The sequence below is a fragment of the Mesorhizobium sp. M4B.F.Ca.ET.203.01.1.1 genome (genome assembly GCF_004791025.1).
In the GTDB taxonomy this organism is placed as follows: domain Bacteria; phylum Pseudomonadota; class Alphaproteobacteria; order Rhizobiales; family Rhizobiaceae; genus Mesorhizobium; species Mesorhizobium abyssinicae.
On record NZ_SRUO01000020.1, the window covers coordinates 17,464 to 43,500 of the forward strand.

General features: G+C 65.2%; 22 protein-coding genes. 10 read left to right on the plus strand and 12 right to left on the minus strand.

What is annotated here, in order from left to right; genetic code table 11:
* Positions 1-147: 147 nt before the first annotated feature.
* On the minus strand, positions 148-1,725 hold the full coding sequence (locus tag EN846_RS29120; RefSeq protein ID WP_128346961.1) for a trimethylamine methyltransferase family protein: 1,578 nt from the start codon (positions 1,723-1,725) through the stop codon (positions 148-150).
* A gap of 204 nt (positions 1,726-1,929) precedes the next feature.
* On the opposite strand from EN846_RS29120, the gene EN846_RS29125 reads away from it, so the two are divergent.
* The 7 genes from EN846_RS29125 (at position 1,930) to EN846_RS29155 (ending at position 12,779) form a co-directional block, all read left to right on the plus strand.
* On the plus strand, positions 1,930-3,837 hold the full coding sequence (locus EN846_RS29125; protein ID WP_127393372.1) for a phospholipase D-like domain-containing protein: 1,908 nt from the start codon (positions 1,930-1,932) through the stop codon (positions 3,835-3,837).
* A 130-nt stretch (positions 3,838-3,967) separates the two neighbouring features.
* Positions 3,968-5,137 carry an MFS transporter gene (locus EN846_RS29130; protein WP_127393374.1) on the plus strand — a complete coding sequence of 390 codons (1,170 nt, stop codon included), beginning with the start codon at positions 3,968-3,970 and terminating at the stop codon, positions 5,135-5,137.
* Between the two features lie 89 nt (positions 5,138-5,226).
* Positions 5,227-6,387, plus strand: a complete 1,161-nt coding sequence (locus EN846_RS29135) for an MFS transporter (protein WP_127393373.1) — start codon at positions 5,227-5,229, stop codon at positions 6,385-6,387.
* 106 nt (positions 6,388-6,493) lie between these two features.
* Positions 6,494-8,563, plus strand: coding sequence for a prolyl oligopeptidase family serine peptidase (locus tag EN846_RS29140; RefSeq protein ID WP_128346160.1), 2,070 nt, complete (start codon positions 6,494-6,496; stop codon positions 8,561-8,563).
* Positions 8,564-8,595: 32 nt separating this feature from the next.
* Positions 8,596-8,718 (plus strand): capsid protein, encoded by a 123-nt coding sequence (locus EN846_RS29145; RefSeq protein ID WP_127391668.1) that lies wholly within the window; start codon positions 8,596-8,598, stop codon positions 8,716-8,718.
* Between the two features lie 51 nt (positions 8,719-8,769).
* Positions 8,770-10,149 carry an aspartate aminotransferase family protein gene (locus tag EN846_RS29150; RefSeq protein WP_127391669.1) on the plus strand — a complete coding sequence of 460 codons (1,380 nt, stop codon included), beginning with the start codon at positions 8,770-8,772 and terminating at the stop codon, positions 10,147-10,149.
* 191 nt (positions 10,150-10,340) lie between these two features.
* The gene (locus tag EN846_RS29155) at positions 10,341-12,779 is read left to right on the plus strand and encodes an FAD-dependent oxidoreductase (protein WP_127391670.1); all 2,439 of its coding nucleotides are present in this window, start codon (positions 10,341-10,343) and stop codon (positions 12,777-12,779) included.
* A 333-nt stretch (positions 12,780-13,112) separates the two neighbouring features.
* On the opposite strand, the gene mmsB is transcribed toward EN846_RS29155, so the two are convergent.
* The 3 genes from mmsB to EN846_RS29170 form a co-directional block, all read right to left on the minus strand.
* Positions 13,113-13,997 (minus strand): 3-hydroxyisobutyrate dehydrogenase, encoded by an 885-nt coding sequence (gene mmsB / locus EN846_RS29160; protein ID WP_127391671.1) that lies wholly within the window; start codon positions 13,995-13,997, stop codon positions 13,113-13,115.
* A gap of 67 nt (positions 13,998-14,064) precedes the next feature.
* Positions 14,065-14,433, minus strand: a complete 369-nt coding sequence (locus tag EN846_RS29165; protein WP_128346159.1) for a four helix bundle protein — start codon at positions 14,431-14,433, stop codon at positions 14,065-14,067.
* Between the two features lie 42 nt (positions 14,434-14,475).
* The gene (locus EN846_RS29170; protein ID WP_127310007.1) at positions 14,476-15,642 is read right to left on the minus strand and encodes an isobutyryl-CoA dehydrogenase; all 1,167 of its coding nucleotides are present in this window, start codon (positions 15,640-15,642) and stop codon (positions 14,476-14,478) included.
* Positions 15,643-15,780: 138 nt separating this feature from the next.
* Here EN846_RS29170 and EN846_RS29175 point away from each other — a divergent pair, with 138 nt between their 5' ends.
* Together EN846_RS29175 and EN846_RS29180 are read left to right on the plus strand one after the other, a co-directional pair.
* On the plus strand, positions 15,781-16,395 hold the full coding sequence (locus EN846_RS29175; protein ID WP_127391673.1) for a dimethylsulfonioproprionate lyase family protein: 615 nt from the start codon (positions 15,781-15,783) through the stop codon (positions 16,393-16,395).
* Entirely contained in the window at positions 16,395-17,888 is a 1,494-nt protein-coding gene (locus EN846_RS29180; protein ID WP_128346158.1) for a cobyric acid synthase, read from the plus strand. Before EN846_RS29175 ends, EN846_RS29180 begins: the two co-directional genes overlap by 1 nt.
* Here EN846_RS29180 and EN846_RS29185 read toward each other — a convergent pair.
* The 4 genes from EN846_RS29185 to EN846_RS29200 form a co-directional block, all read right to left on the minus strand.
* Positions 17,885-18,307 (minus strand): VOC family protein, encoded by a 423-nt coding sequence (locus tag EN846_RS29185; RefSeq protein WP_127391675.1) that lies wholly within the window; start codon positions 18,305-18,307, stop codon positions 17,885-17,887. The genes EN846_RS29180 and EN846_RS29185 overlap by 4 nt on opposite strands.
* A 91-nt stretch (positions 18,308-18,398) precedes the next feature.
* Complete coding sequence (locus EN846_RS29190; protein ID WP_127391676.1) at positions 18,399-19,223, minus strand: AraC family transcriptional regulator; 825 nt, start codon at positions 19,221-19,223, stop codon at positions 18,399-18,401.
* A 103-nt stretch (positions 19,224-19,326) separates the two neighbouring features.
* Complete coding sequence (locus EN846_RS29195) at positions 19,327-19,497, minus strand: hypothetical protein (protein WP_126054125.1); 171 nt, start codon at positions 19,495-19,497, stop codon at positions 19,327-19,329.
* 51 nt (positions 19,498-19,548) lie between these two features.
* Positions 19,549-20,334, minus strand: coding sequence for a TSUP family transporter (locus EN846_RS29200; protein ID WP_127391677.1), 786 nt, complete (start codon positions 20,332-20,334; stop codon positions 19,549-19,551).
* A 114-nt stretch (positions 20,335-20,448) separates the two neighbouring features.
* On the opposite strand from EN846_RS29200, the gene EN846_RS29205 reads away from it, so the two are divergent.
* Positions 20,449-20,880 carry a TerB family tellurite resistance protein gene (locus EN846_RS29205; RefSeq protein ID WP_127287368.1) on the plus strand — a complete coding sequence of 144 codons (432 nt, stop codon included), beginning with the start codon at positions 20,449-20,451 and terminating at the stop codon, positions 20,878-20,880.
* A 32-nt stretch (positions 20,881-20,912) separates the two neighbouring features.
* On the opposite strand, the gene EN846_RS29210 is transcribed toward EN846_RS29205, so the two are convergent.
* The 4 genes from EN846_RS29210 to EN846_RS29225 form a co-directional block, all read right to left on the minus strand.
* Complete coding sequence (locus tag EN846_RS29210) at positions 20,913-22,535, minus strand: dipeptide ABC transporter ATP-binding protein (RefSeq protein WP_127391678.1); 1,623 nt, start codon at positions 22,533-22,535, stop codon at positions 20,913-20,915.
* Positions 22,532-23,401: an ABC transporter permease gene (locus EN846_RS29215; RefSeq protein ID WP_127391679.1), complete on the minus strand. Its 870-nt coding sequence runs from the start codon at positions 23,399-23,401 to the stop codon at positions 22,532-22,534. The genes EN846_RS29210 and EN846_RS29215 overlap by 4 nt, the downstream gene beginning before the upstream one ends.
* Positions 23,398-24,345 carry an ABC transporter permease gene (locus EN846_RS29220; protein WP_127391680.1) on the minus strand — a complete coding sequence of 316 codons (948 nt, stop codon included), beginning with the start codon at positions 24,343-24,345 and terminating at the stop codon, positions 23,398-23,400. The genes EN846_RS29215 and EN846_RS29220 overlap by 4 nt, the downstream gene beginning before the upstream one ends.
* A 73-nt stretch (positions 24,346-24,418) precedes the next feature.
* Entirely contained in the window at positions 24,419-25,900 is a 1,482-nt protein-coding gene (locus EN846_RS29225) for an ABC transporter substrate-binding protein (RefSeq protein WP_128346156.1), read from the minus strand.
* Positions 25,901-26,037: the final 137 nt, after the last annotated feature.

Here is a 26,037-nt window from a genome sequence, read left to right on the forward strand (position 1 = left end):
CGCAGCGCCCCCTCTCCCCCCTCCGGAGGGAGAGGAAGGGTGCCGGCTGGAATCGCCTCGCGCCTTTCCTCTCCCCCGTCGATCGGGGGAGAGGTGTCGAGCGAAGCTCGACGGAGTGGGGGTCGACTGTTCATCACCTACGGAAGATCAAAAATCGGTCGGGGCGCCGCCTTCGGCGCGGCGTTTCTCGACGAAGTCGTTCAGTTCTTCGCGGATCGCCGGGTCCATATAGGGTTCTTCGTAGGACGCCAGCCGCTCCTTCCAGACCCGGTTGGCCTTTTCGAGCGCCGTCGGCGAACCGGCCTCCGTCCAGCTTTCGAAATTGCGCCAGTCGGAAAGGACAGGCGAATAGAAGGCGGTCTTGTAGCGGTCCTGGGTGTGCTGGGTGCCGAAGAAATGGCCGCCGGGACCGACCGACTGGATGGCGTCGAAGCCGAGCGCGTCCTCCGACAGGTCGAGCGGGGTCAGGAACTCGGCCACCATTTGCAACAGGTCGATGTCGAGGATGGTCTTCTCGTAGGAGCAGCGCAGGCCGCCTTCGAGCCAGCCGGCCCCGTGCATCATCAGATTGCCGCCGCCCTGGATGGCGCCCCACAGCGAAAAGACGCTTTCGTAGGCGGCCTGCGCGTCGACGGTGTTGGCGGCGCAGGTGTTGGAGGTGCGGTAGGGGATGTTGTAGCGCCGCGCGAGCTGGCCGCCGACGAGCTGCGCTTTCATGTATTCGGGCGTGCCGAAGGCCGGCGCGCCGGACTTCATGTCGACATTGGAGGTGAAGCCGCCATAGCCGACAGGCGCGCCCTTCTTCACCATCTGCGCAAAGGCGATGCCGGACAGCGCCTCGGCGTTCTGCTGCACCAGCGCGCCGGCGATGGTCACCGGGGCCATGGCGCCCGAGAGCGTGAACGGCGTGACGATGACGACCTGGCCCTTGCTCGACATCTGGATGATGCCTTCCATCATCGGCACGTCGAGCTTGAGCGGCGAGTTGGTGTTGATGATGGTGAAGACCGACGGCTGCTCGAGCAGCTGCTCATGGCTGATGCCGCGCGCGATGCGGGTGATCTCGATGCCGTCGACATTGCGCTCCTTGCCGAGCGAATAGATGTGGAACACCTTGTCGGTCAGCATGGCGAGGTCGCGGATGCATTCCAGGTGCCGGACCGAGGGATGGATGTCGATCGGCTCGACCGGATAGCCGCCCGTGCAGTTGAGGATATTGTGCATCTGCGCCAGGCGCAGGAAGTTGCGATAGTCGGCCTGGTTGCCCGGACGGCGGCCACGGTCGAGATCGGAGCAGTTGGGCGCCGAGGCCATCATCGAGAGGATGACGTTGTTGCCGCCGAAGCGCAGATTGTGCGCCGGGTTGCGGGCATGCAGCGTGAATTCCGGCGGGCAGTGCGAGATCAGTTCGAGGATCAGGTCGCTGTCGAAGCGCACCCGCTCGCTGCCGTCGCGCACGTCGGCGCCATGCGCCTTCATGATGCGGCGGGCTTCGTCGTGCAGCACGTCGACGCCGATCTCCTTCAACACCCGCAGCGAGGCGAGGTGGATCGATTCCAATTCGTCATCCGAGACCAGCCTGGTCGGCGCGAGCGGATTCTTCAGCTGCCGGAACGGCGGCTGCTCGAACGCCGCCGAGCCACCGGCGCGCTTGCCCGCGCGGCCGCCGCGGCGGGCGCGATCGGTTGCCAGTGCCGGTTCGGCGGGGTGAAGGGCAGCGGTCATGAAAAGCCTCATGGGATGCGAAGGTCGGCGGCATAATGGACCGCCGCCAATGCCGCCGGTGAGGAGGCGGCGACCACTAGGGCGAGGGAAGCGACATGACGGAGCGCCAACCGAGAGCCCAGCGCTTCGCAACGTGAAGCCTGTTACAGTTTCGTCTTTTACTTCTGCTATACTTACGCGCCGAGCATCTCGAGGGGGGTGGCGATGCCTGATGTCATCAAAGTGCGTGCGGCGACCAACAACGAGGTCGCGTTCCTGGCTTGGGATATTGACGGGATGATCCCGGGCTGCCTCGGCTTCGAGATCGTCCGCCTCTATCCCGACACCGGCGAGGAGCGTTGCCTGGCGGCATGGGTGCCGTTCAAGGGGCAACGCAATCCACGCTGGATTCCGCAGGACACCGGCGTGTGGCCGGTGCAGAAGACCTTCTGGCGCGACCTCACGGTGCGCCGGCGCCGCGACAGCCTCACGATCCGGCCGGAAGGCGAAATGATCGCCTATCGGGTGCGCCCGGTCGGCGACATGAAGCCGGGCCTCGAGCCGGTGCCGGTGCGTCCGGAGCAGGTGGTCGACGGCCAACCCGCCTATACCGGCGCGGCCCGGCCTCTCGGCTATCTCGGCCAGGGCGCCGTCAGTCCGCCGATCTTCCTGGGGCAGATGTTCGGCAAGGCGCGGGTCGCTTTCACCAATGGTGTCTTGTCGACGCAATGGATGTCGCACGCGCTGGCGGAAGCCGGCATCAAGGTCGGACAGCGCGACAAGATCAGGGCCGAGCTGCAGAACCCGGCGAGCAAGATACGCGCCTATCTGCAAGGCGATGTGCCCCAGGTTTTGATCAGCCTGATGGAGCGGGCCAAGGACCAAGGTGGCTCCGTCAGGCTTGCGCTCTACGAGCTTGGCGACGACGAATTGAGCGACGCGATCATCGCCGCCAAGGATGTCGTCGAAGTCATCCTTTCCAATTCGGGCAAGGACGAGCAGACGAAGGAATGGGACTTCGGCAACGCGCCGTTCCGGAAGCGGCTGCGCGATGCCGGCGTCGTGGTGACGGACCGCCTGTTCAACAACAACCATATCGGCCACAACAAGTTCGCGGTCTACCGCGATGCCCATGGCAAGCCGCAAGCAGTGATGACCGGCAGCACCAACTGGACCTCGACCGGCATTTGCGGGCAGTCCAACAACGCCTTCGTCCGCGACGACCCGGCGATGGCAGACGTGTTCAACGCCTATTGGGAGCGCATGAAGGCCGACGTCTTCCCGCCGCCGGCGAGCGAAAGCGCCGCCGGACATGTGGCGCAAAAGCAGGGCGTGCCGTTTCGCAAGGAAAACCACATTTCGAACCCGCTGAACGGCGCCAGCGCAGCGCTGGACGGCATGACGGTGTGGTTTTCGCCGAACGATCCCGAGCGCAGCAAGAAGGACATCTCGGTGCGCCCGGTCGACCTCGAGGACGTCTTCGCCCGCATCAAGGCGGCGAAGCGCGCGGTGCTGTTTCTCGTGTTCAATCCGTCGCGGCTCGGCGAGAACTCGATCGTCGACCAGGCGGTCGCGGCGGCGAATGCGGATCCGAAGCTGATCGTGCAGGGCGCGATCAGCGACGAGACCGCGATGCCCAACTATGTCGCCCCAACCAGGGATCCGGTGACCCACAAGTCGAACAAGGACGGCAAGTCGCCCTTCGTCTATCCGGAGAAGGCCTGGGAGGCGCCGAACGTCTCGATCGTCAGGGCGGCGAACCTGACCGGCGCCACGATCGCCCGCGATTTCCAGGCGGAGGTGCTGACCGTCGGGCACTCCATCGTGCACGACAAGATCGTCATCATCGATCCGATGGAGGACAATGCCACCGTCATCACCGGCAGCCACAACCTCGGCTACAAGGCGTCCTACGAGAATGACGAGAACCTGGTCATCGTCGAAGGCGACAAGACCTTTGCCGCGGCCTATGCGGTGCACATGCTCGACGTCTTCGACCACTACAAGTTCCGCGCATGGCGCCGGACGATCGGGAAGGGGCCGTCGGCTGACGACGGGATTTCCATCGACGACAAGTGGCTGAAACCCTATGCCGACGGCAAGAAGGGGGCGATCGCCCGCTACTTCCCGTAGTCTGCGTGGCCCTGAGGCGCGATGGCCGTTGGCGCAAGCAGATTTCGCCACCGGCCCTTCCTTTTCCAGTGTCGAGCCGCTAGCCGGATCGCATGCCGCCCAAGGCTGGGCGATGCAGACGGATGGCGCGATGGCGGCGGCGAGCGATGGCGAGGCGGGAACGCAATGGGCGGCACTGGCCGGCGTCACCACGGCGCTGGCCATGTTCGGCGCAGCGCAGGGGCTGAGCTATCCGCTGTTCACCTTGCTGATGCAGCGGCAGGGCCTGTCGCCGGCGCTGATCGGCCTCTCGGCGGCGATGATGCCGGTCGGCCTGCTGCTGTCGGCGTCGTTCGTGCCGGCCGCCGTGCGCCTGGTCGGCGCGCGCAATCTCGCCGTCGGCTGCTCGCTGATCGGCGCGCTATGCTTCCTGGGCATCGGCTATCTGCAGAACTGGATCGCCTGGTACGCGCTGCGCTTCCTCGTCGGCGTGGTCATCAATCCGCTCTATGTGCTTGGCGAGGTCTGGGCGCTGTCGCTGGCGGCGCCGTCGCGCCGCGGCAGGGTGATGGGCGTGTTCAACGCGCTGATGGGCGCCGGCTACGCCGCCGGGCCGTTGATCCTGATCACCCTCGGCGCGTCCGGCTGGCCCCCGTTCATCGCCGCCATAGCGGGCTTTTGCCTGTGCGCGCTGATCCTGCGCGCCGTCTCTTCGCAACTCGCCGGCTTCGAGGATGACGGCCAGGCTTCCGGCGGCATCGCCGGGTTCGCCAGGCTGGCGCCGGCGCTGCTGCTTGCGGTGCTGGTTTCGGCGGCCGTGCAGCAGAGCACCTATTCGCTGATACCTGTCTTCGGCACCGGCTACGGCCTGCCGGAGGCGAAGCTCGCGGCGCTGGTGACGGCGCTGTCGGCCGGCAACATCCTGCTGCAAATCCCGCTCGGGCTGATGGCCGAGCGCTTCGGCGGCCGTGCGATGATCGTCTTTTGCGCGCTGGCGACCGGCGCCTGCGCGCTGTCGCTGCCGCTGCTGATCACGACGCCGCTGGTCTGGCCGGTGCTGGTGGTGATGGGCGCGGTCGGTTACGGCGTCTACACGATGGCGCTGGTCGAGCTAGGCAGCCGCTTCAAGGGAAGTCTGCTGGTGGCCGGCAACGCCGCCTTCGCACTGATGTGGGGCGCGGGCGGCATTGTCGGCCCGCCAGGCGCCGGTGCGCTGATGCAGGCGGTCGGCCCACTCGGCCTGCCGGCGGTGATCGTCGGGCTCGATGCGCTGCTGGTGGCCTTCGCGCTCTACAGGTCGGCCAGCCGCCGAAGTTCCTGACAGGGTTTGGCTGGAGCAAGCGGTTTTCGCGGGTGAGGGGGTTACGGCTGTCCAGCCGAACCGCTAAGGCTGCCGGCGGAGGAAGGGCCATGAGCGCCGCCGAAACGAACAGCGACGAAACGATACAGTGGGCGGCGATCACCGGGGTGATCGCGACGGTCTCGGTCTTCGCCATCGCGCAAGGCCTGAGCTACCCGCTGCTCAGCTTCATCCTGCAGCGCCAGGGCATCTCGCCGGCGATGATCGGGCTTTCGGCGGCGATGACGCCGATCGGCTTCATCCTGTCCTCGCCGATGATCCCGGCGCTGGCGCGCCGTTTCGGGCCGGGGCGGACGGCACTCACCTGCGCCGCGCTTTCCGCGCTGGTGCTGGCTTTGGTCGGCTGGACGCAGAACGTCTATCTGTGGTTCCCGCTGCGCTTCCTGATCGGCGTCGTCACCAACCCGCTCTATGTTCTCAGCGAAATCTGGGTGATCGCGCTGGCGCCGCCGTCGCGCCGCGGCCGCGTCATGGGCGTCTATTCGACCGTCATCTCGGCCGGTTTCGCCGCCGGTCCGCTTTGCCTGCTTGCGGTCGGCACCGAGGGCTGGCCGCCCTTCCTGGTCGGCATCTCCGCGTTTGTCTTCTGCGGCGGCTGCCTGGCGCTGGTGCTTGGGCGTCTGCCCAAGGTCGACGAGGCCGGACAGCAGGTTTCGGTGATGGGCTTCATGCCGAAGGCATGGCTGCTGCTCGCCGCCGTGGTCGTGGCCGCCGGCTTCGAGCAGGCGGTGCTGGCGCTGCTGCCGGTCTACGGCACTCACTACAGCATTGCCGAGGCCAGCATGTCGGCCCTGCTGTCGACGATGATCGCCGGCAACATCGCCATGCAGGTGCCGCTCGGCCTGCTGGCCGAAAGACTGACGGCGCGCCTGGTGCGCTTCCTGTGCGTGTCGCTGACCGTGCTCGGCTGCGTGCTGCTGCCGCTGCTGATCGAGACGCCTTTGATCTGGCCCTGCGTGTTCATCTGGGGCGCTGTCTCCTACGGCATCTATACGATGTCGATCATCGAGCTCGGCGAGCGCTTCACCGGCTCGGCGCTGGTCGCCGGCAACGCCGCCTTCTCGCTGATGTGGGGCGTCGGCGGCATCCTGGTGCCGCCACTCACCGGCGGCGTCATGGATATCACCGGCGCGTCCGGCCTGCCGGCCACTCTCGGCGCGATCTGTGCCGCACTGGCGGTGGCGACCGTTCTGCGCCGGCGCGTGATGTGAAGGAAAAGCCGCGTTTCGTCGCGACAAGCTGTCATTGCCATCTTGAATGTGAGCGTCCGTGACGCGATGTAGGCGAGGCCGCCTGACTAGCTTTCGGAGACCGTGCGTGACCCAAACCATCACAAAAGGCCAGACTGAACCGGCCGCTGAAGATTCCTTCCTTTGGCTGGAAGATCGAAATGGCAAGGGGGCGCTCGACTGGGTGCACGCCCAGAACGAGCTGACGGTTGCCGAGCTGCAGGGCGATCCCGGCTACCAGGCTTCGTTCGAAACCGCACTCGACCTGATGACGGCCGAGGACAACATCCCGATCGGGACCGCGATCAACGGCCACGTCTACAATTTCTGGCAGGACAAGAACAACGTGCTCGGCCTGTGGCGCCGCACGGCGGTCGCTTCCTACAAGACCGACAAGCCGGAATGGGAGACGATCGTCGATTTCGACGTGCTCTCCGCGAAAGAAGGCATCAAATGGGTGTTCAGCGGCGCGAGCCGCCTTTATCCGGATTTCAACCGCTGCCTGGTGAGCATGTCGCCGGATGGCGGCGATGCCAGCGAGATGCGCGAGTTCGACATCGCGGCGAAGTCCTTCGTCGAAGGCGGCTTTCGCGCCGCCGCCTCGAAGTCGGGTTTTTCCTGGCTGGACGAAGACACCGTCATCGTCTCGGCCGCCTTCGAGGAGGACGACAAAACGCAGTCCGGCTATCCGCGCGTGGTCAAGCTGTGGAAGCGCGGAACGAGGCTGGAAGACGCCACGCTTATCTTCGAGACCGAAAAGCAGGACCTCGCGGCCGGCGGCGGGGTCGAGATCGACGGCGACAGGCGGCACCTGTTCCTGGCCCGAACCATCGATTTCTTCTCCTCGCACAGCTTCCTGCGGCTCGCTTCCGGCGAGAACCGGCGCATTCCGCTTCCAGACGACGTAACCGACACGGCGATCTTCCAGGGACAGCTCGTCTTTGGCGTGCGCAGCCCGTGGACGGCGCCCGACGGCACGCACTGCCTGCCAGACGGGCTTTATTCGGTGGATTTCGAACGCTGGATCGACACCAACACGCTGGGGCGGGTCGAAACCGTGCTCGCGCCGGCGCATCGCGTCTCGATCGCCGGGCTCGCCCGCACCGAGCGGCGGCTGTTCATCAACCTGATGGACAATGTGCGCGGCAAGGTCGTCGCTTGCGATCGGACAGGCGAGGGTTGGTCGCTGAAGCCGGTCGGCCTGCCGGAAAACGGCAATGTCGGCACCAGCCATGCCGAGCATTTCGGCGCCAGCGTCTCCTTCTCCTTCACCGATTTCCTGACGCCGAGCTCGATCATCTGGTCTGACGACGATGGCGAGACGCTTCGGTCGGTGAAGGCGCAGCCGGCCCGCTTCGACGCTTCGCCCTTCATCTCCGAACAGTTCGAGGCACGCTCGAGCGACGGCACGATGATCCCCTATTTCGTGGTCAGGCGGCGCGACCAGGGCGGACCGGTGCCGACGCTGCTCTACGGCTATGGCGGCTTCGAAGTGCCGCTTCTGCCGGGCTATGCCGGCGTGCGCGGCAGGCTTTGGCTGGAGAAGGGCAATGTCTATGTGCAGGCCAACATCCGCGGCGGTGGCGAATTCGGCCCGGCCTGGCACCAGGCGGCGCTCAAGGGCAATCGCCAGAAGGCTTTTGACGATTTCGCGGCCGTTGCCGCGGACCTTGTCCGGCGCGGCATCACCACGGCGGCGCAGCTCGGCATCCAGGGTGGCTCGAATGGCGGCCTGCTGACCGGCACGTCGCTGATCCAGCATCCGGAACTGTTCGGCGCCGTCATCATCGACGTGCCGCTGCTCGACATGCTGCGCTACACCGAATTGCCGCCGGGGGCCTCGTGGATCGCCGAGTATGGCGATCCCGCGAAGCCGGAAGAGGCGGCGTGGCTGGCCGCCTACTCGCCCTATCAACATGTCAAAGCGGGTGCCGCCTATCCGCCGGTGCTGCTGATGACCTCGACGGCCGACGACCGCGTCCATCCCGGCCATGCCCGCAAGATGGCGGCGCGCCTGCAGGAGGCTGGCCACGGCCGGACACTCTTCTTCGAGGAAACCGAAGGTGGCCATGGCGGGCGTGGCGATCGTCGTCCTCAAGCGGCGCAAACGGCGATGCGCTATGTATTCCTGCAGCGGGCGCTGGCGGGTACGGCTTGAATTCAGGGCATCAGGCGGCTTAAGGTGCCGCCATGGCTTGCACGAAGACATCAGGCGCCTTCGGGGTCGCGGTGACGCCGTCACCGCGCACGCTTCGTGCCGAGCTGCTCAGGCTTTGCGCCCGCATCGGCTATTCGCCGCCCGCCCGCCTCTGAGGAATCCGCCCCGGCCGTTGCCGGATTGATTCAAGAGGAAAGAGCAAATCCATGACCTATCAGAATTATTCGCTGAAGCAGCTTCAGCAGATCGACGCCGCGCATCACCTGCATCCCTTCACCGACCACAAGGAGCTGCGCGAGGCGGGCTCGCGCATCATCACCCGCGCCGACGGACCGTTCATCTACGATGCCGACGGCACCGAGATCCTCGACGGCATGGCTGGCCTCTGGTGCGTCAATGTCGGCTACGGCCGCAACGAGCTGGCCGAGGCCGCCTATGCGCAGATGAAGGAGCTGCCATACTACAACTCCTTCTTCAAATGCTCGACGCCGACACCGGTGCTGTTGTCGAAGAAGCTGGCGGAACTGGCGCCGAAGCAAGTCGGCCAGGTGTTCTACGGCTCTTCCGGCTCGGAGGCCAATGACACGGCGCTCAGGCTCGTGCGCCACTACTGGGCGCTGGAGGGTAAGCCGGAGAAGAACCGCATCATCTCGCGCAAGATGGGCTATCACGGCTCGACCGTTGCAGGCACCTCGCTCGGCGGCATGGAGCCGATGCACAAGCAGCTCGGCGGCGCCGTGCCCAACATCGTCCATGTGATGATGCCCTATGCCTATGAGCTCGCGCTGCCCGGCGAAAGCGACCATGATTTCGGCCTGCGCGCGGCCAAGGCCGTCGAGGACGCCATCCTCGAGGCCGGCGCCGACAAGGTCGCCGCCTTCATCGGCGAGCCGGTGATGGGCGCCGGCGGGGTGAAGATCCCGCCGCTGAGCTACTGGCCGGAAGTGCAGCGCATCTGCCGCAAATACGATGTGCTCTTGATGCTGGACGAGGTGATCACCGGCTACGGCCGCACCGGCGAATGGTTCGCGGCGCAGACCTTCGGCATCGAGCCCGACACCATCACCACGGCCAAGGCGCTGACATCGGGCTACCAGCCGCTGTCGGCGCTGCTGGTCGGCGACCGCATCAGCAGGACGCTGGTCGAGAAGGGCGGCGAGTTCTACCACGGCTACACCTATTCCGGTCACCCCGTGGCCTGCGCCGTGGCGCTGAAGAACCTCGAGATCATCGAGCGCGAAGGCCTGGTCGAGCGGGTCAGGAACGACACCGGTCCATACTTCGCCCAGGCGCTGCAGGAGCGTATCGCCGGGCACAATCTGGTCGGCGAAGTGCGCTCGATCGGGCTGATGGGGGCGATCGAGATCGTCAAGGACAAGGCGACCAAGGAGCGCTACCTGCCGTCGGGAAGTGCCGCCGTCGTCGTGCGCGACCACGCGATCGCGCAAGGCATGATGCTGCGCGCCACCGGCGACACGATGATCCTGTCGCCGCCGCTGATCTGGACGCGCGAGACGGTCGACATGGCTTGCGATCGCATCGCCAGGGCGCTCGATCTCGCCGAAGCGGATTTGCGCAAGCGCTGAACGAAGGCCGGGCGGCGTCCGCGACGGCGCCCGGCCGTTTCCATTGGCGTCAATCATGATCGTGGACCAACGGCCGGGCGGTTGCTGCCGTGTCCCAGACCAGGAAATGTGCTGAAAAGCCGGATGCCGTCTGACAGTATGCGCCAGCGGTCATGTGAACCAATGGCAGTTTCATACAGGGGCAGGCGCATATGGTGAGTTCCTTTCGTGCGGTCGTGGTCGGTGGCGGCTGCGTCGGTGCCGGCATTCTCTATGGCCTGGCAAAGCGCGGCTGGACCGATGTGGCATTGCTGGAGAGGACGCAGCTTACCGCCGGCTCGACATGGCATGCCGCAGGGCTCATTCCGTCCTATGCGCGCAGCCGCAACGTCGGCCGCATGATCGCCAGGTCGATTGAAATCTATGAGGGCCTGGAAGCCGAAACGGGCCAGAAGGTCGGCTGGCACAAATGCGGCCAGCTGCGCATCGCCAACACGCGCGACCGGCTCGACGAGTACAAGAGCTATATGGACGTCGCGGAGGTCCAGGGCGTGCGGGCCCGGATCGTGTCGCCGGCGGAGGCGCGCGAGATCTGGCCGCTGCTCGACAATAAGGACATGCGGGGCGCCCTCTACCATCCCGACGATGGTCACATTGCACCGGCGGACGTTACCCAGGCGATGGCCAAGGGCGCACGCGACCTCGGCGCGAAGGTCCATCTCGACACCGAAGTTGTCGGGTTCGAGCGGATGCCGGGCGGCGAGTGGAAGGTCAAGACCCCGCGCGGCGACATCCTCTGCGAGCATGTCATCCTCGCAACCGGCAACTATGCGCGCCAGACCGGCGCCATGCTGGGGCTGGACATTCCCGCGATCCCGATCGTGCATCAGTACTGGATCACCGAGGCGGTTCCGGAAGTTGTCGAACGCAAACGGCTGGGCCTGCCGGAGATGCCGATCCTCAGGGACGAGGGTTACGAGGGCTATCTGCGCGAAGAGGGGGACGGGCTGCTGTTCGGTCCCTATGAGCGGACCGAACAGCTCAAGCTGTTCGCCGAAAACGGCGTCCCGGAATGGTTCGGCGCCGATCTGCTCGACGAGGATTTCGATGCCGTCTCCTGGAATTGGGAGCGCGCGAGCGAATTGGTCCCGGCGCTCGGGCGCGCCGGCATAAAGCGCAATGTGCGCGGGCCTTTCCAGATGACCGCCGATGAACTGCCGCTGATGGGGCAGGCCTGGGGTCTTGAGAACGTCTGGCTCGCGGAGGGCGTGCCGGGCGGCATCCTTTGGGGCGGAGCGATCGGCTATTATCTTTCCGAGCGGATCGTGGAGGGCGGCAACAGCATCGACACGGCCGAACTCGATCCCCGCCGGTTCGGCGAGTATGCCAACAAGAACTGGACCCGGGAAAAAGTCAGGGAAGCCTGGGGCACCCACGCCGTGCAGCACTATCCAGGCCAGGACATGCCGGCGGCGCGACCGCAGAAAACGGCGCCGTCCTACGACCGCCTAAGCCAGCTCGGCGCGGTTTGGGACGTGCTGAACGGCTGGGAGATGCCGAGCTGGTTTGCGCCCGCGGGTGTCGAAGCGCGCAACATCTATAGCTGGCGTTGGACCTCCAAAGGCAACCACGTCGCCGAGGAAGTCCAGGCCGTCCGCCAGGCCGTGGGGCTGGTCGAGATGACGCCGATGACCAAGTTCGAGGTCAGCGGGCCGGGCGCCGAGGACTGGCTCGACGGAATCCTTGCCAACAAGCTGCCTCGTCCCGGTCGTGTCGCCCTTGCCCATCACCTGACGCCGGCCGGTGGCGTGCAGGCCGAGTATGTCGTGGCGCGGCTAAAGAGCGATCTGTTCAATCTCATATCGACGCCGCGCGCCGAGCGCTGGAATTTTGACGACTTGAGCCGGCTGCTGCCAGAGGGCGGCAACGTTCAGCTTCGCAATGTCACCGATGATCGCGGCAGCTTCACAATCGTTGGACCGAAGGCGCGGGAGGTATTGCAGCCACTGACGGAAGTGGATCTCTCAAACGAGGCCTTCCCATGGTTCAGCGTGCGGTCCGGAACCGTCGGCCTGGCCAGCGATGTGCGTCTGCTGCGCGTCAACTACTCGGGCGAACTGGGATGGGAGCTCTATCATCCGCTCTGTTATCAGCGGCATTTGCTGGACGCGCTTTTGGCGTCGGGCGAGGCGCAGGGGATGAGATTGGTTGGACTTCAGGCACTGGAGTCCCTGCGTTTCGACAAGTCCTACCGGGCCATGTATCGCGACATGAATGTCGAATTGTCAGCCTGGGAAAGCGGCCTCGACCGCTTCGTCAGCCTCGACAAGGGCGACTTCGTCGGCCGGGCCGCACTGGTCGCTAAACAGGAGCAGGGGACGGCGCGCCGGATCGCAACGCTGTCGATCGATACGGACGGCGCGAGCGCGTTCGCCTTCGAGGGCGTTTACCGCGACGGCGAGCTTGTCGGCCACGTCACGTCGGCAGGCTACTCCTATACTTTTGGTCACGACATCGCACTCGCGCTGCTGCCCCTGGAACTGCTGTCGCCCGGTACCGAACTGGAAGTTTCAGTCCTCGGCGAGCGGCGTCGGGCAAAGGTGACCGCCGACTCGCCCTACGATCCGGAAGGCACGCGTGGGCGCATGTGAAACGCCCGGGCACAATTCTCGGAACAAGCTGCGAAGACCGCATACCTCGCCGAATGCGGCAACGAAATATAGTGCAGCAAAACGCAAAAACCGCGTCCCACCGGGAACGCGGCTTTGCCAGATACGCATGGCGTTTCGCTACAAGCGACTTGCGAAACTTACGGGCTCCGGTACGCGAGACCTGATCCGGAGCGCCGGGCGGATGCGATATGTCCGCCTCGCAGTCCGTTTTATAGGCACATCGTTACCGGCCGGTTATCGAGACCTTAAGCAAATCTAAATTTGCCGGTTTTCGGCCAAATAATCTTCTAATAAGCCTTTGAAAGCAGCGGTTTATGCGAGTTGGCCGCGGAGGAAATTAATAATGCCGGAGAAATCGACCCCGGCATTGCCCTGCGTGTTGAACAGCGCGTAGAGCTGCGTCGCCTCGGCGCCGAGCGGCGTCACCGCGCCAGCACTTTGCGCCGCCTCCTGCGACAACTTCAGGTCCTTCAGCATGAGGGCGGCGGCAAAGCCGGGCTTGTAGTCGCGGTTGGCCGGCGAAGCCGGCACCGGACCGGGCACCGGACAGTAGGTGGTCAGCGACCAGCACTGGCCCGACGAGGTCGAGGCGACGTCGAACAGCGCCTGATGCGACAGGCCTAGCTTTTCCGCCAGCACGAAGGCTTCGGCGACCCCGATCATCGAGATGCCGAGAATCATGTTGTTGCAGATCTTGGCCGCCTGCCCGGCGCCGTCGTCGCCGCAATGGACGATGCGGCCAGCCATCGGCTTCAGGACCGGCTCGGCCTTGGCGAAGGCGTCCTTCGAGCCGCCGGCCATGAATGTCAACGTGCCGGCGGTGGCGCCGCCGGTGCCGCCCGAGACCGGAGCGTCGATCGACAGCAGGCCGTGTTTGCTGGCGACGGCATGGGCCTTGCGGGCCGATTCGACGTCGATGGTGGAGGAATCGATGAACAGCGCGCCTTTCTTGGCCTTGGGCGCGATGTCCTCATAGACCGACAGCACATGCTTGCCGGCCGGCAGCATGGTTATGACGACATCGGCGTCCTTCACCGCCGCGACGGCGTTGGCCATGACGACCACGCCATGCTCCTTGGCGACTGTGAGGTTCTCCGGCACCAGGTCGAAGCCGTGCACAGAATGCCCGGCCTTGACCAGGTTGGCGGCCATCGGATTGCCCATATTGCCCAATCCGATGAAGGCGATGGTTGTCATAGCGGTGCTCCCAGGGTTAGGCAGTAGGCAGTAGGCAGTAGGCAGTAGGCAGTAGGCAGTAGGGGATCTATTCAGGTGCCAGCTTGATAATAAGCTGGCGAAGCATCTTTCCGATGGCTTCTGTGGCTGAGAGCATATGACGAACCTCATCACGAGTGGCCAAGCCGATGCGTTCAGCGATCTGGAGGTGTGTCTCGAGCTCCTTTAGAGAGCCTTGGGCTATCCTGAGAAACTGCTGATAGGAACCCGTGTTATCGCGGCCGTAACCTTCCGCGATGTTTGAAGGGATAGATGTGGCTGAGCGGCGGATTTGGCTGGTCAGCCCGTACAATTCCTCCTTTGGCCATGCCTTGGTCAAGGAGTAGGTAGCGACGGCCAGACCCATGGCCTGCTGCCACACGATAAGATCCTTGTACGAATTGATCTTGCCGGTCATCCTTCGCCTACTGCCTACTGCCTACTGCCTACTGCCTACTGCCTACCGGCCGATCAGCGCGCGTGCGATGATGACGCGCATGATCTCGTTGGTGCCTTCGAGGATCTGGTGGACGCGCAGGTCGCGCACCAGTTTCTCGACACCGTAATCGTGCAGATAGCCATAGCCGCCATGCAGCTGCAGCGCCTCGTTGGCGACATCGAAGCCGACATCGGTGACGAAGCGCTTGGCCATCGCCGACCATTTGCCGGCGTCCGGCGCCTTGCGATCGAGCTTCGAAGCGGCGGCGTAGAGGAAGATTCGCGCCGCCTGCAGCTCGGTCTCCATGTCTGCCAGCCTGAACTGCAGCGCCTGGAACTGGTTGATCTTCGAGCCGAAGGCCTTGCGCTCGCCTGTATAGGACAAAGCCTTGTCGAGGGCCGATTGCGCGCCGCCGAGCGAGCAGGCGGCGATGTTCAGCCGGCCGCCGTCGAGGCCGGCCATGGCGATACCGAAGCCGGCGCCTTCCGTGGCCAGCAGGTTCTCGGCTGGCACCTTGCAATCCTCGAAGATGACCTGGCGGGTGGACTGCATGTGCCAGCCCATCTTGTGCTCGTTGGCGCCGAAGGAGAGGCCGGGCGCATCCCTGGGCACGACGAAGGTCGAGATGCCTTTCGGCCCGTCGGCACCGGTGCGCGCCATGACGACATAGAGGTCGCTGTCGCCGGCGCCGGAGATGAACTGCTTGGCGCCGTTGAGCACATAGTCGCCGCCGTCTTTCACCGCGCGCGTCTTCAGCGCGGCGGCGTCGGAGCCGGAACCGGGCTCGGTCAGGCAGTAGCTCGCCAGCCATTCCATCGAGGTCAGCCTGGGCAGGAAGCGCTGGCGCTGCTCCTCGCTGCCGAAGCGGTCGATCATCGACGCCGCCATGTTGTGGATCGAGATGAAGGAGGAAAATGCCGGATCGGCGCGGGCAAGCGCCTCGAAGATCAGCACGGCATCGAGCCGGCCCAGCGCCGAGCCGCCGACGTCGTCGCGGACATAGATGCCGCCGAGGCCGAGCGGCCCGGTTTCGCGAATCACATCGGCCGGGAAATGTTTCGCACGGTCCCAGTCGAGCGCGTTCGGCGCGACGCGGTCGGCGGCGAAGGCCTCGGCCATCTCCTGGATGGCGCGCTGCTCCTCGGTGAGTTCGAATTGGCTGGTGCTCGCATCGACCGCGGCGTCCATGGCGTGCTCCCTGTCGTTTTAGGCCTTCTGGCCTGTCGTTTTTGGCTTTGCGCGCCATTCAATCTAGACCAATGATGCCGCCGCGCAACCCGCCCGGCCGCGGAGCGGCTGTGCATAGATCGACCAACGGAGCATGGCGTGACGACAGTCTTCTATGAACTGCTCGACCGGTTCCACGCCTACCTCAGGACCTTGGACAGCGCTCTGGTCAGCGACGCCGTCGCCCGCATCGATTGGGACATGCCGGTGCGACCGCTGGAGCCGCATCCGCTCGCCTGCCTGCGCCATCTCGACCGCATCGCCGAACTTTCGCCATCGGACATCCGGCCCCTCACGCGATTCGTGGCGGAACATCGCGGCGATCTGCGCTGGGGCCAGACCTACAGCGTCTCGGATTTCGGCCAGGCGTTCCTGGACAATTACGGCTGGCTGGAGGTTTTCGGCACGCGCGGCCATTTCGTCAATGACGAGGTCGCGGCCGGCCTGCTGATCCTCGGGCCCGGGATCGTCTATCCCGACCACCATCACATTGCCGAAGAGATCTACATTCCGCTGACCGGCGGTACGGAGTGGCACAAGAGCGAAAGTGGTTTCCATGTTCGCGAGGCGGGCGAGGTGATCCATCACCCTTCGAATGTCAGCCATGCCATGCACACGGGCAAGGAGCCGCTGCTGGCGCTCTACATCTGGCGTGGCGGGCCGCTGGCGCAGAAGTCGACAATCCCGGGCACCGTGGCGCAGGGCAGGGGCTGATGGCTGCAAAAGCGATCATGCTGCAAGGCACCGGCTCCGATGTCGGCAAGAGCGTGCTGGTGGCGGGGCTCTGCCGCGCGGCGAAGATGCGCGGGCTGAAGGTGCGGCCGTTCAAGCCGCAGAACATGTCGAACAATGCCGCCGTCGCCGACATTCCCGGCGACGACATTCCCGGCGACGACAAGGCCGGCGGCGGCGAGATCGGCCGCGCGCAATGGCTGCAGGCGATCGCCTGCGGCGTGGCGCCGACCGTTCACATGAACCCGGTGCTGCTCAAGCCGCAAAGCGATGTCGGCTCGCAGGTGGTGGTGCAGGGCAAGGTGTTCGGCGAGGCCAGGGCGCGCGACTACCAGGCGATGAAAGGCCGGCTGATGGATGCCGTGCTGGAGTCCTGGGCGAAGGTCGGCGAGGGCGCCGATCTCGTCATCGTCGAAGGCGCTGGCTCGCCGGCCGAGACCAATCTCAGGAGCCGCGACATCGCCAATATGGGCTTTGCGACGCGGGCCAATGTGCCGGTGGTGCTGGTCGGCGACATCGATCGCGGCGGCGTCATCGCTTCCGTCGCCGGCACTCATCTCATCCTGCCGGAGGAGGACCGGCGCATGATCGTCGGCTACCTCATCAACAAGTTCCGCGGCGACGTCTCGCTGTTCGACGACGGCATCAAGGCGATCGGAAAGTTCACCGGCTGGCCTTGCTTCGGCGTGGTGCCGTGGCTGAAGGCGGCGGCGAGGCTTCCTTCTGAGGATTCGGTGGTGCTGGAACGGCTGGCATCCGGCGAGAAGCGGGCGCTGAAGGTCGCGGTGCCGATGCTTTCGCGCATCGCCAATTTCGACGATCTCGATCCATTGAAGGCCGAACCGCAGGTCGAGGTGGTGTTCGTGCCGCCCGGAAAGCCGCTGCCCGCGGATGCGGGATTGGTGGTCATTCCCGGCTCGAAGTCGACGATCGGCGATCTCTTGAAGTTCCGGGAGAATGGCTGGGACCGCGACCTCCTCGCCCATCGCAAGCGGGGCGGCCATGTCGTCGGCATCTGCGGCGGCTTCCAGATGCTCGGCCGCAAGGTCAGCGATCCCGCCGGCATCGAGGGCAGCGTGACCGAGGCGGAGGGGCTCGGCCTGCTCGACATCGAAACGCTGATGGAGCCGGAGAAGACGGTCCGCAATGTCAGCGCCCGCTCGGTGCAGTTCGATCTGCCGCTCGAAGGCTACGAGATCCATCTCGGCCGCACCGTTGGTCCGGATTTGGCGCGGCCGTCCGCCATCATCAACGGCATCGATGACGGCGCGATCTCCGCCGACGGCAAGGTGGTCGGCACCTATCTGCACGGGCTGTTTTCCGCAGACGCCTTCCGGGCAAGATTCCTGGAAAGCCTCGGCGTCAAAGGCGGCGGCATCGACTATCGCGCCGATGTCGAGCGGGCGCTGGACGAGGTCGCGGCCGAACTGGAAACCCACCTCGACTGCGACGCGATTTTTGGCCTGGCCCGTTAGCTGGCGGCGTCTCCTGCCTTCGGCCAATAGGTGCCAAACGACCAGACATTGCCTTCGGGGTCGCGGCAGATGAACTCGCGGCTGCCATAGTCGCGATCGGTCAGTTCCTGCAGGATCGTGGCGCCGGCCTTTCTTGCCCTGGCGTAGGCGGCATCGGCGTCTTCCACCGCGACATAGATCGACTTGCCGCCGCCGGCGCCCGGCTCGCCGACCATCTTGCCGTAGTCGTCGTCACGCGCGGTGCCGAGCATGATCATCGAGGCGCCGAAGACGAGCTCGGCGTGATGCACGACGTCGCCCTCGCCATAGCGGGCGCGCACGGTGAAGCCGAAGGCGTCGCACAGCCAGTCGATCATTCCGGCGGCATTCCTGTAGCGCAGAGCGGGGTAGAGACGAGGTGCTTCGTTCGCGGTCGACATGGCAATCTCCCTGGTGTCGGTTGATGGTATCCAGTCTCGGCGAAGGCCGCCGCGGCGTCTTGAAGAAATGTTACCTCGGTGGAGAAAGATACTATGCGAGCGCGGTTGGCGTCTCGCCGGCGAGATCGCGGAATTCGCGCACCAGATGCGCCTGGTCAGCATAGCCGCAATCGGCGGCGATCCCCGCCCAGTCGTCGAGCTGATGCTTGGACAGCGAGAGCGCCCGGTTGAAGCGCACGATGCGCGACAGCGTTTTCGGCCCGATGCCGATCGCGTCGGAAAATTTCGCCGCGAGATGCTTGCGGCTCCAGCCGAGCTCATCGGCAAGCACGGAGACCCGCGTGCGTCCGCCAGAGCCAATGACTTGCCGGTAGGCCCAGGCGATCTCGGCTGACATCCGCTTCGCCTCCGCCAGCCTTGCTGCGACGAAGCTCTCGGCAATCGCGAAACGCGAGCTCCAATCCCGTGCCTCGCCGAGCCTTTCGCGCAGCGCGATGCCTTCGAGGCCAAGCACATCGTCGAGCCCGACCATGCGGTCGGTCAGCTCGCTCATCGGCAGGCCGAAGAAGCGGCGGGCGCCGAGCGGGGTGAAGTTGATCTGGACGCAGCAGGCGCCGCCGAAGGATTGGATCACCACCGGCCCGGCAAAGAGGCCGGCGGCAAAGCTGGCGAAGCGATCGTTGTCGCCGGGATCGCGCCCAAGCCCGATGGCGAAGGGCTCGGCGAAGCTGATCACCAGCGGCACGGTCAGCGAAGCATATTCGACATTGCGGGAGCAGACGGGCAGCATCTCGCGATAGCCGCAAAGGTCGGTGACTGAGCCGGCAAGCGAAGCGTCAGCCGCTCGCCGCACCATCTCGAACCTTGCGGCTAAAGAATGGTCCTGTTCATGACGGCGCTCTGTCTCGATCGACATCGGCAATCCTCGCCCGCCAAATCTAGCAGACCACATTCCGAAATCAAAAGCGCCCGGCTTGTGGCCGGGCGCTCCGGTTACCTGAGATCTGAATGTGCCTGACTTAAGCGCCGCGCATCATGCAGCCGGCGGCAAGCACGATGTAGCCGATGAGAACAATCCACACTGCGGCAAGAGGAATGAACGCAAGAACGCCAAGAGCGGCGAGAACGCCGATGATGGCGATGACAAGGGAGATAATGAAAATAAGCTGAGTAGGTGCACTGAGATTCATGTGTGGCTCCTCCAACATGATTCGTACGCCGGCATTGTATCAGCGGGGCCGTCACACACCAATCAGCTGGCGCAGCGGGTTCGCCGGGTCGGCGAGAAGCTTCACCGCCAGCGCCACGCAGACGACAACCAGCAGCGGCTTGATCAGCCGGGCGCCGATGCGGATGGCGAGGCTGGCGCCGAGGCGCGCGCCGAGGAACTGGGCGACGCCCATCATCAGGCCGATCTTCCAGTAAACGACGCCGACGGCGGCGAAGATGGCGAAACCGCCAATGTTGGAAGCGAAGTTGAGCATCTTGGTGTGCGCGGTCGCCTTGAGTACGCCGTAGCCGGCAAGGCTGACGAAGGCCAACATGTAGAAGGAGCCTGCACCGGGTCCGAAAAGGCCGTCATAGAAGCCGACAAGAGGTGGAACGATCAGTCCGAACAGGAAGGGCGACAGGCGCTCGGCGCGGTCGACATCGTTCATGTTGGGCTTGAGCGCGAAATAGAGCGCGATGGCGATCAAAAGCAGTGGCAGCAAGGCGCGCAGGAAATCACCAGGCACGATTGTAGCCAGCAAGGCGCCGACGGCGCTGCCGATTAACGCCAGCAAGGCGGACGGCAACTGCCGGCGCAGCTCGACATGGCCGTTCGCCGCATAGTGGATGGTGGCCGACCCGGAGCCGAACATGCCTTGCAGCTTGTTGGTGCCGAGCGCGGCAGTCGGCGAGAAGCCCGCCAGCAGCAGCGCCGGAATGGTGATCAGGCCGCCGCCGCCGGCGATGGAATCAACGAAGCCGGCGGCAAACGCGGCGAAGGCCAACACGGCAACAGTCTGTATGCTAAGATCGATCATCGGGGCTATGGGTCTTGCGGCGGGACGATATGCGCGCTTCGACCATGCCAACCCCGTTTGCGCAAGGCCGATTCCGCGCTAACTATCTGCGACGGAATCGCAAAGGGGAGGCCGATGGCGATGGCACTGCTCGATCAGATACGCTCGATCTTCGACGGCGATCCCGGCGTGCGCAAGGTCGCGGACGATCCGGTCCTGTCGGCGGAACTGTTGATGCTGTTCCGCATGATCCTGGCCGACGGGTCCGTCTCGGAGAGCGAGATGGTCGCCTTCCGGCGCATCTGCAAGGAGGCGTTCGGCATTCCCGAGACGAGCATCGACAGCGTCATCGAATATCTCAACGACTTCGGCTACGAGACCAACGGCTCGCAGGCGATAGCGCTGTTCCGCGACCTCGACGTCGAGCGGCGCAAGCTGCTCGCCCAGCACATGGCCGAGATCGCCAAGGCCGATTCGAAGCTGGCCGAAAACGAGGTCAGGCTGCTGCGCCGCACGCTCGACCTGCTCGACATCAGCCCGGTCGATGTTGTGAAGCCGCAGGAATAGCCGGTTTCGATAGCGGCCGGCAGGCTCGCTGTTTACCCTTGTTCCTGTAGTCTCCGTGCGATCGCCCGGTGCAAATCGGGCGCGGCTCTCACCAGCGCCCTGGCCGCCTCGGATTGCGGATGATCGAGTACCGCGCCGGTCTTGCCGCGCTCGACGATCCTGCCCTCATGCATGACCAGCACCTCGTCCGTGATGGCGCGGGCGACGGTCAGGTCGTGGGTGATGAACAGGTAGGCGATGCCGAGCTTCTGGTTGAGCTCGGCGAACAGGTCGAGGATCTGGGCGCGGATCGAGACGTCGAGCGCCGAGACCGGCTCGTCGGCGACGACCAGCTTGGGACGGGTGATGATGGCGCGCGCGATCGACAGGCGCTGGCGCTGGCCGCCCGAGAATTCATGCGGATATTTGTCCATGTCGCGCGGCCCGAGGCCCACCTCGTGCAGCGCATGCGCCACCAGCTCGCGCCGCTCGGCATTGGCCGGCTTCTTGTCCAGCACGTGCAACGGCTCGGCGACCAGCTTCTCGACCTTCTGGCGCGGATCGAAGGAACCGTAGGGGTCCTGGAACACGACCTGCATGTCGCGCCGCGCCGGCTTCAGCTCCGCCTCGCTCCTGCCGGTGATGGTCTCTCCGCTGAAGCGGATCGTCCCCGAGGTCGATTTGTCCAGCGCCAGGATCATGCGGGCAAGCGTGGACTTGCCGCAGCCGGAGCGACCGACCAGCGCCACCGACTGGCCGGGCTCTATCGACAGCGAGACGTCGTCGACGGCGCGGATGGGAGCGGCACGCCGGAACAGCGAGCTGCGTCGTCCCGGATAGTCGCGCGTCACGCCATCGACCTGCAGCAAGGGCCTGGCCGAGCCGGCGGTGTGGGGGCGAGGGCGGGCCGGCACATGCATGGAGGCCTGCGCCAACTGACGCGTATAGGGATGGAGCTGCCCAGACAGCGTGCGTGCGGTGTCGCCGGCTTCCATCACCTCGCCATGGCGCATGATGGTGATCTTGTCGGCCATCGCGGTCACCACCGCGAGGTCGTGCGAGATCAGAAGCAAACCCATGCGGTTTTCCGCCACGAGATCGCGCAGCAAATCGAGGATCTGCGCCTGCAGCACCACGTCGAGCGCCGTGGTCGGCTCGTCGGCGATCAGGAGCTTGGGTTTCAGCGCGCAGGCGATCGCAATGACGACGCGCTGGCGTTGGCCGCCCGACAGTTCGTGCGGATAGCGCGACAGCGGGAATTTCGCCGAGGGCAGGCCGACGCGGTCGAGTATTTTGCGCGCCTGCTCCTCGGCCTCGGCGCGGCTCGCCTTGGTGTGCCAGCGAATGCCCTCCGCCACCTGCTCGCCGATGGTCTTGACCGGGTTCAGCGCCGTCATCGGCTCCTGGAACACCATGCCGATGTCGTCGCCGCGCAACGCACACATCTGGTCCTCGCTCGCCGCGAGGATGTCGATGCCGTCGAAAGCGACGCGTCCGCTGGCGCGTGCCGCGAAGGGCATGAGCCGCATCACGGCGAGTGCCGTCATCGACTTGCCGGAGCCGGATTCGCCGACCAGCCCCATCACCTCTCCGGGCGCCACCGCAAGCTCGACGCCTTTCAGGATCGGCGTGTCGCCGATCGAGAGCGACAGGTTCTCGATCTCGAGCAGGCTCATCGCTGCCGCCGCGATTTCGGGTCGAGGATGTCGGCGATGCCGTCGCCGAGCAGGTTGAGGCCGAGCACGGTGACGGCGATCGCCATGCCCGGGAAGATCGCCATCCACGGCGCCACCACCATGCGCGTCTGCGCGTCGAACAGCATGCGGCCCCAGCTCGGCATCGGCGGCTGCGCGCCGAGGCCGACATAGGAGAGGCCTGCTTCGGCAAGGATGCCCAGCGCGAACTGGATGGTGCCTTGCACCAGAAGCAGCGTCGCGATGTTGGGCAGGATGTGCTCGATGGTGATCAGCGTCGGGCCCTTGCCGGCGGCGCGGGCGGCGAGAATGAACTCACGCGGCCAGATGGCCAGCGCGCCGGCACGGGCGACGCGCGCGAACACCGGAATGTTGAAGATGCCGATGGCGATGATGGCGTTGATGGCGCCCGGCCCGAAGATGGCGGTGATCATGATCGCCGAAAGCAGGGCGGGGAAGGCGAAGACGAGGTCGTTCAGTCGCATCAGCGCTTCGTCGGCGAGGCCGCCGCGCGCTGCCGCGAAGGCGCCGAGCGGAACGCCGACGCCCATGCCGATGCCGACCGCGACCAGCGCCACGGCGATCGAGTTGCGGGCGCCGACCATGATCATCGACAGGATGTCGCGACCGAAATGGTCGGTGCCGAACCAGTGCGCCCATGAGGGCGCCAGGGTCTTGTCCGAGATCACCAGCCTGGTGACGTCGTATGGCGTCCAGGCGTAGGAGAGGACCGCCACCGCCCCCACCAGCGCGGTGATGACGAAACCGACAAGGAAGGATCGGTTGCGGAACGCCTTGGCCAGAATGCCGGCCAGGGTCTCCTCGGGGATGTCGACATGCAGTGTCATTGCCGGCTTCTCAGGCGCGGATCGACGACCGCGTAGGAGAGGTCGACGAGGAGGTTGACGGCGATGACGGCGGCGACCAGCAGCATGACGACGCTTTCGACGACGATGAGGTCGCGTTGGGTGATCGCCTGGAACAGCAGCCTTCCGAGGCCGGGCAGGTAGAAGACGTTCTCGATGATGATGGTGCCGGCGAGCAGGAAAGCGAACTGCAGCCCGAGGATGGTGAGCACCGGGATCATGGCGTTGCGCAGCGCGTGCCGCCAAAGCACGGCGCGGTAGGGCATGCCCTTGGCGCGGGCGGTGCGGATATAGTCCTCGTTCAGAACCTCGATCAGCGCCGAGCGGGCGACGCGTGCCAGGATCGCGGCTTGCGGCAAGGCAAGGGCGACCGCCGGCAAAAGCAGCGATTTCAGCGCCGGCCAGGCGCCGGCGCCCCAGCCGGGGAAGCCGCCGGCCGGTACCAGCCTGAGCCAGACGGCAAAAAGATAGATCAGCATCAGCGCGAACCAGAAGTTCGGCACGGCGACGCCGAACTGGGCGACGCCCATGGCGATCGCGTCGCCGGCGCGACCGCGCCGGCTGGCGGAAAACAGGCCAACCGGAATGGCGATGGCCGTGGACAGCGCCAGGGCGATCAGCGCCAGCGGCAGCGAGACGACGACGCGTTCGCGCACGAGATCGATGACCGGCACCGAATAGGTGTAGGAGCGGCCGAAATCGAGGCTCAGCAGCCCGCCCGCCCAATGCAGGTAACGCAAGGCCAGCGGCGCGTTGAGCCCCATCTGATTGCGCAGCACCTCGACCTGCTCGGCGCTCGCGTTCATGCCCAGCATTAGGCGCGCGGGGTCGCCCGGGATGATCTCGAGCACCGCGAACACCACCATGGAGGCCAGCACAAGCGTGGCGGCGGCGATGATCAGACGCTTCAGGAGGTAGGCACTCATCGGCACAACCTGCCGGAAAAGCAAAGGCCCCGGAAGCGGCTTTCGCCACCGGGGCGTTGCATTTCTCTCGAGGTCAATCCGACCACTTCACCTTGGTCAGATCATTGGCCTGAATCGGCGCGTTCTCCCACAGGCCTTGCAGCTTGGCGTCCCAAACGCCGACCTTCGGCAGTTCGTAGAGGAAGCCGACCACGGCGTGGTCGGCGAGGATCTTCTGCGCCTCACCGAGCAATTCCTTGCGCTTGGCCTCGTCGGAGGTGAGGTTCAGATCGGCGATGACCTTGTCGAAGGCCGGGTTGTCGTAGTTGAAGTAATAGTCCTTGCGCGAATAGATATCGATGTCGTTGGGCTCGGTGTGGGAGACGATGGTGAGGTCGTAGTCCTTCTTGGTGAACACCTGGTCCAGCCACTGCGCCCATTCCACCGGCACGATCTCGAGATCGATGCCGACGTCGCGCAACTCCGAGGCGATGATCTCGCCGCCGAGCCGCGCATAGGAAGGCGGCGGCAGCTTCAGCGTCGCCTTGAAGCCGTTCTCGAGCCCGGCTTGCTTGAGCAGTTCCTTGGCCTTGGCGACATCATGCGGATAACGGCCGGTGAGGTCGACATAGTCCTTGTTGGCGGGCGACATGTGCGAGCCGATCGGCTGGCCGAGCCCCGCCGAGGCGCCATCGATGATCGCCTTGCGATCGAGCGCGTAGGAGATCGCCTGCCTGACCTCGACCTTGTCGAAGGGCGGCTTCTTGTTGTTGATCGACAGGATGGTCTCGCCCTCGGTCGAGCCGATCACGACATGGAAGCGCGGATCGTCCTTGACCTGGGCGACGCTGTCGGGATCGAAGAAAGGGAAGGCCTGGATGTCGCCGGAAAGCAGGGCCGGAACGGCGGCGGCGGCATCGGGGACGATGCGGAACTCGGCCTTGTCGAGAGAGACCGGCGCGCCCCAGTATGCGTCAGATTTCACCAGCGTGATCGACGAGCCCTTGACCCAGTCCTGGAATTTGAACGGGCCGGTGCCGATCGGCTTCTCCTTGTTGGTGTCGGCCGATTTCGGCGACACGATCACCGCGTCGCCCCAGCCCATATTGTAGAGGAAGGAGCCCTGCGGGTTCTTCAGCGTCACCTTGACGGTGGCCGGATCGACGACATCGACCTTGTCGATCGCCGCGAACAGGCCCTTCTGCGCGTTGACCGAATTGTCGGCGCGGGCGCGGTCAAGCGAGAACTTGACGTCGTCGGCGCTGAAGTCGGCGCCGTCATGGAATTTTACGCCGGTATGAAGCTTGAACGTGTAGACCTTGCCGTCGTCGGAAATGCTCCAGCTTTCGGCGAGGTCGGGCAGCACCTCGCCGTTCGGGCCGATGCGGGTCAGGCCTTCGAACACGTTGGCGTAGAGCACTTCGTCGATCGCCGCGGCAGCACCCGCGGTCGGGTCGAGATGCGGGGGTTCGAGCGGAATGCCGATGACGAGATCGGTACGCGCGGCAAAAGCCGAGGTGGCGGTGGCGAGCGCCAGAGCGGCGGCGGCGGCGAGAACGGTCTTCCACAATTTCATCGGGCAACTCCCATCTTCTCAAACCGGGTGGATAGAAGCGTGATTTCGAGGTCGAGTAAATTGCGTTTCGTGCTGTCGGACAGCGCCAGGCGGAATGTTTTTCCCGAAACAGGCGGACTGGCCGACCTCCACTTGCC

What these genes read in the sequence shown, in the direction of transcription:
- EN846_RS29120 (WP_128346961.1), bottom strand. Translation starts at nt 1,725, where the DNA reads ATGACCGCTGCCCTTCACCCCGCCGAACCGGCACTGGCAACCGATCGC.
- EN846_RS29125 (WP_127393372.1), top strand. Translation starts at nt 1,930, where the DNA reads ATGCCTGATGTCATCAAAGTGCGTGCGGCGACCAACAACGAGGTCGCG.
- EN846_RS29130 (WP_127393374.1), top strand. Translation starts at nt 3,968, where the DNA reads ATGGCGGCGGCGAGCGATGGCGAGGCGGGAACGCAATGGGCGGCACTG.
- EN846_RS29135 (WP_127393373.1), top strand. Translation starts at nt 5,227, where the DNA reads ATGAGCGCCGCCGAAACGAACAGCGACGAAACGATACAGTGGGCGGCG.
- EN846_RS29145 (WP_127391668.1), top strand. Translation starts at nt 8,596, where the DNA reads ATGGCTTGCACGAAGACATCAGGCGCCTTCGGGGTCGCGGTGACGCCG.
- EN846_RS29150 (WP_127391669.1), top strand. Translation starts at nt 8,770, where the DNA reads ATGACCTATCAGAATTATTCGCTGAAGCAGCTTCAGCAGATCGACGCC.
- EN846_RS29155 (WP_127391670.1), top strand. Translation starts at nt 10,341, where the DNA reads ATGGTGAGTTCCTTTCGTGCGGTCGTGGTCGGTGGCGGCTGCGTCGGT.
- mmsB (WP_127391671.1), bottom strand. Translation starts at nt 13,997, where the DNA reads ATGACAACCATCGCCTTCATCGGATTGGGCAATATGGGCAATCCGATG.
- EN846_RS29165 (WP_128346159.1), bottom strand. Translation starts at nt 14,433, where the DNA reads ATGACCGGCAAGATCAATTCGTACAAGGATCTTATCGTGTGGCAGCAG.
- EN846_RS29170 (WP_127310007.1), bottom strand. Translation starts at nt 15,642, where the DNA reads ATGGACGCCGCGGTCGATGCGAGCACCAGCCAATTCGAACTCACCGAG.
- EN846_RS29180 (WP_128346158.1), top strand. Translation starts at nt 16,395, where the DNA reads ATGGCTGCAAAAGCGATCATGCTGCAAGGCACCGGCTCCGATGTCGGC.
- EN846_RS29185 (WP_127391675.1), bottom strand. Translation starts at nt 18,307, where the DNA reads ATGTCGACCGCGAACGAAGCACCTCGTCTCTACCCCGCTCTGCGCTAC.
- EN846_RS29190 (WP_127391676.1), bottom strand. Translation starts at nt 19,223, where the DNA reads ATGTCGATCGAGACAGAGCGCCGTCATGAACAGGACCATTCTTTAGCC.
- EN846_RS29195 (WP_126054125.1), bottom strand. Translation starts at nt 19,497, where the DNA reads ATGAATCTCAGTGCACCTACTCAGCTTATTTTCATTATCTCCCTTGTC.
- EN846_RS29200 (WP_127391677.1), bottom strand. Translation starts at nt 20,334, where the DNA reads ATGATCGATCTTAGCATACAGACTGTTGCCGTGTTGGCCTTCGCCGCG.
- EN846_RS29205 (WP_127287368.1), top strand. Translation starts at nt 20,449, where the DNA reads ATGGCGATGGCACTGCTCGATCAGATACGCTCGATCTTCGACGGCGAT.
- EN846_RS29210 (WP_127391678.1), bottom strand. Translation starts at nt 22,535, where the DNA reads ATGAGCCTGCTCGAGATCGAGAACCTGTCGCTCTCGATCGGCGACACG.
- EN846_RS29215 (WP_127391679.1), bottom strand. Translation starts at nt 23,401, where the DNA reads ATGACACTGCATGTCGACATCCCCGAGGAGACCCTGGCCGGCATTCTG.
- EN846_RS29220 (WP_127391680.1), bottom strand. Translation starts at nt 24,345, where the DNA reads ATGAGTGCCTACCTCCTGAAGCGTCTGATCATCGCCGCCGCCACGCTT.
- EN846_RS29225 (WP_128346156.1), bottom strand. Translation starts at nt 25,900, where the DNA reads ATGAAATTGTGGAAGACCGTTCTCGCCGCCGCCGCCGCTCTGGCGCTC.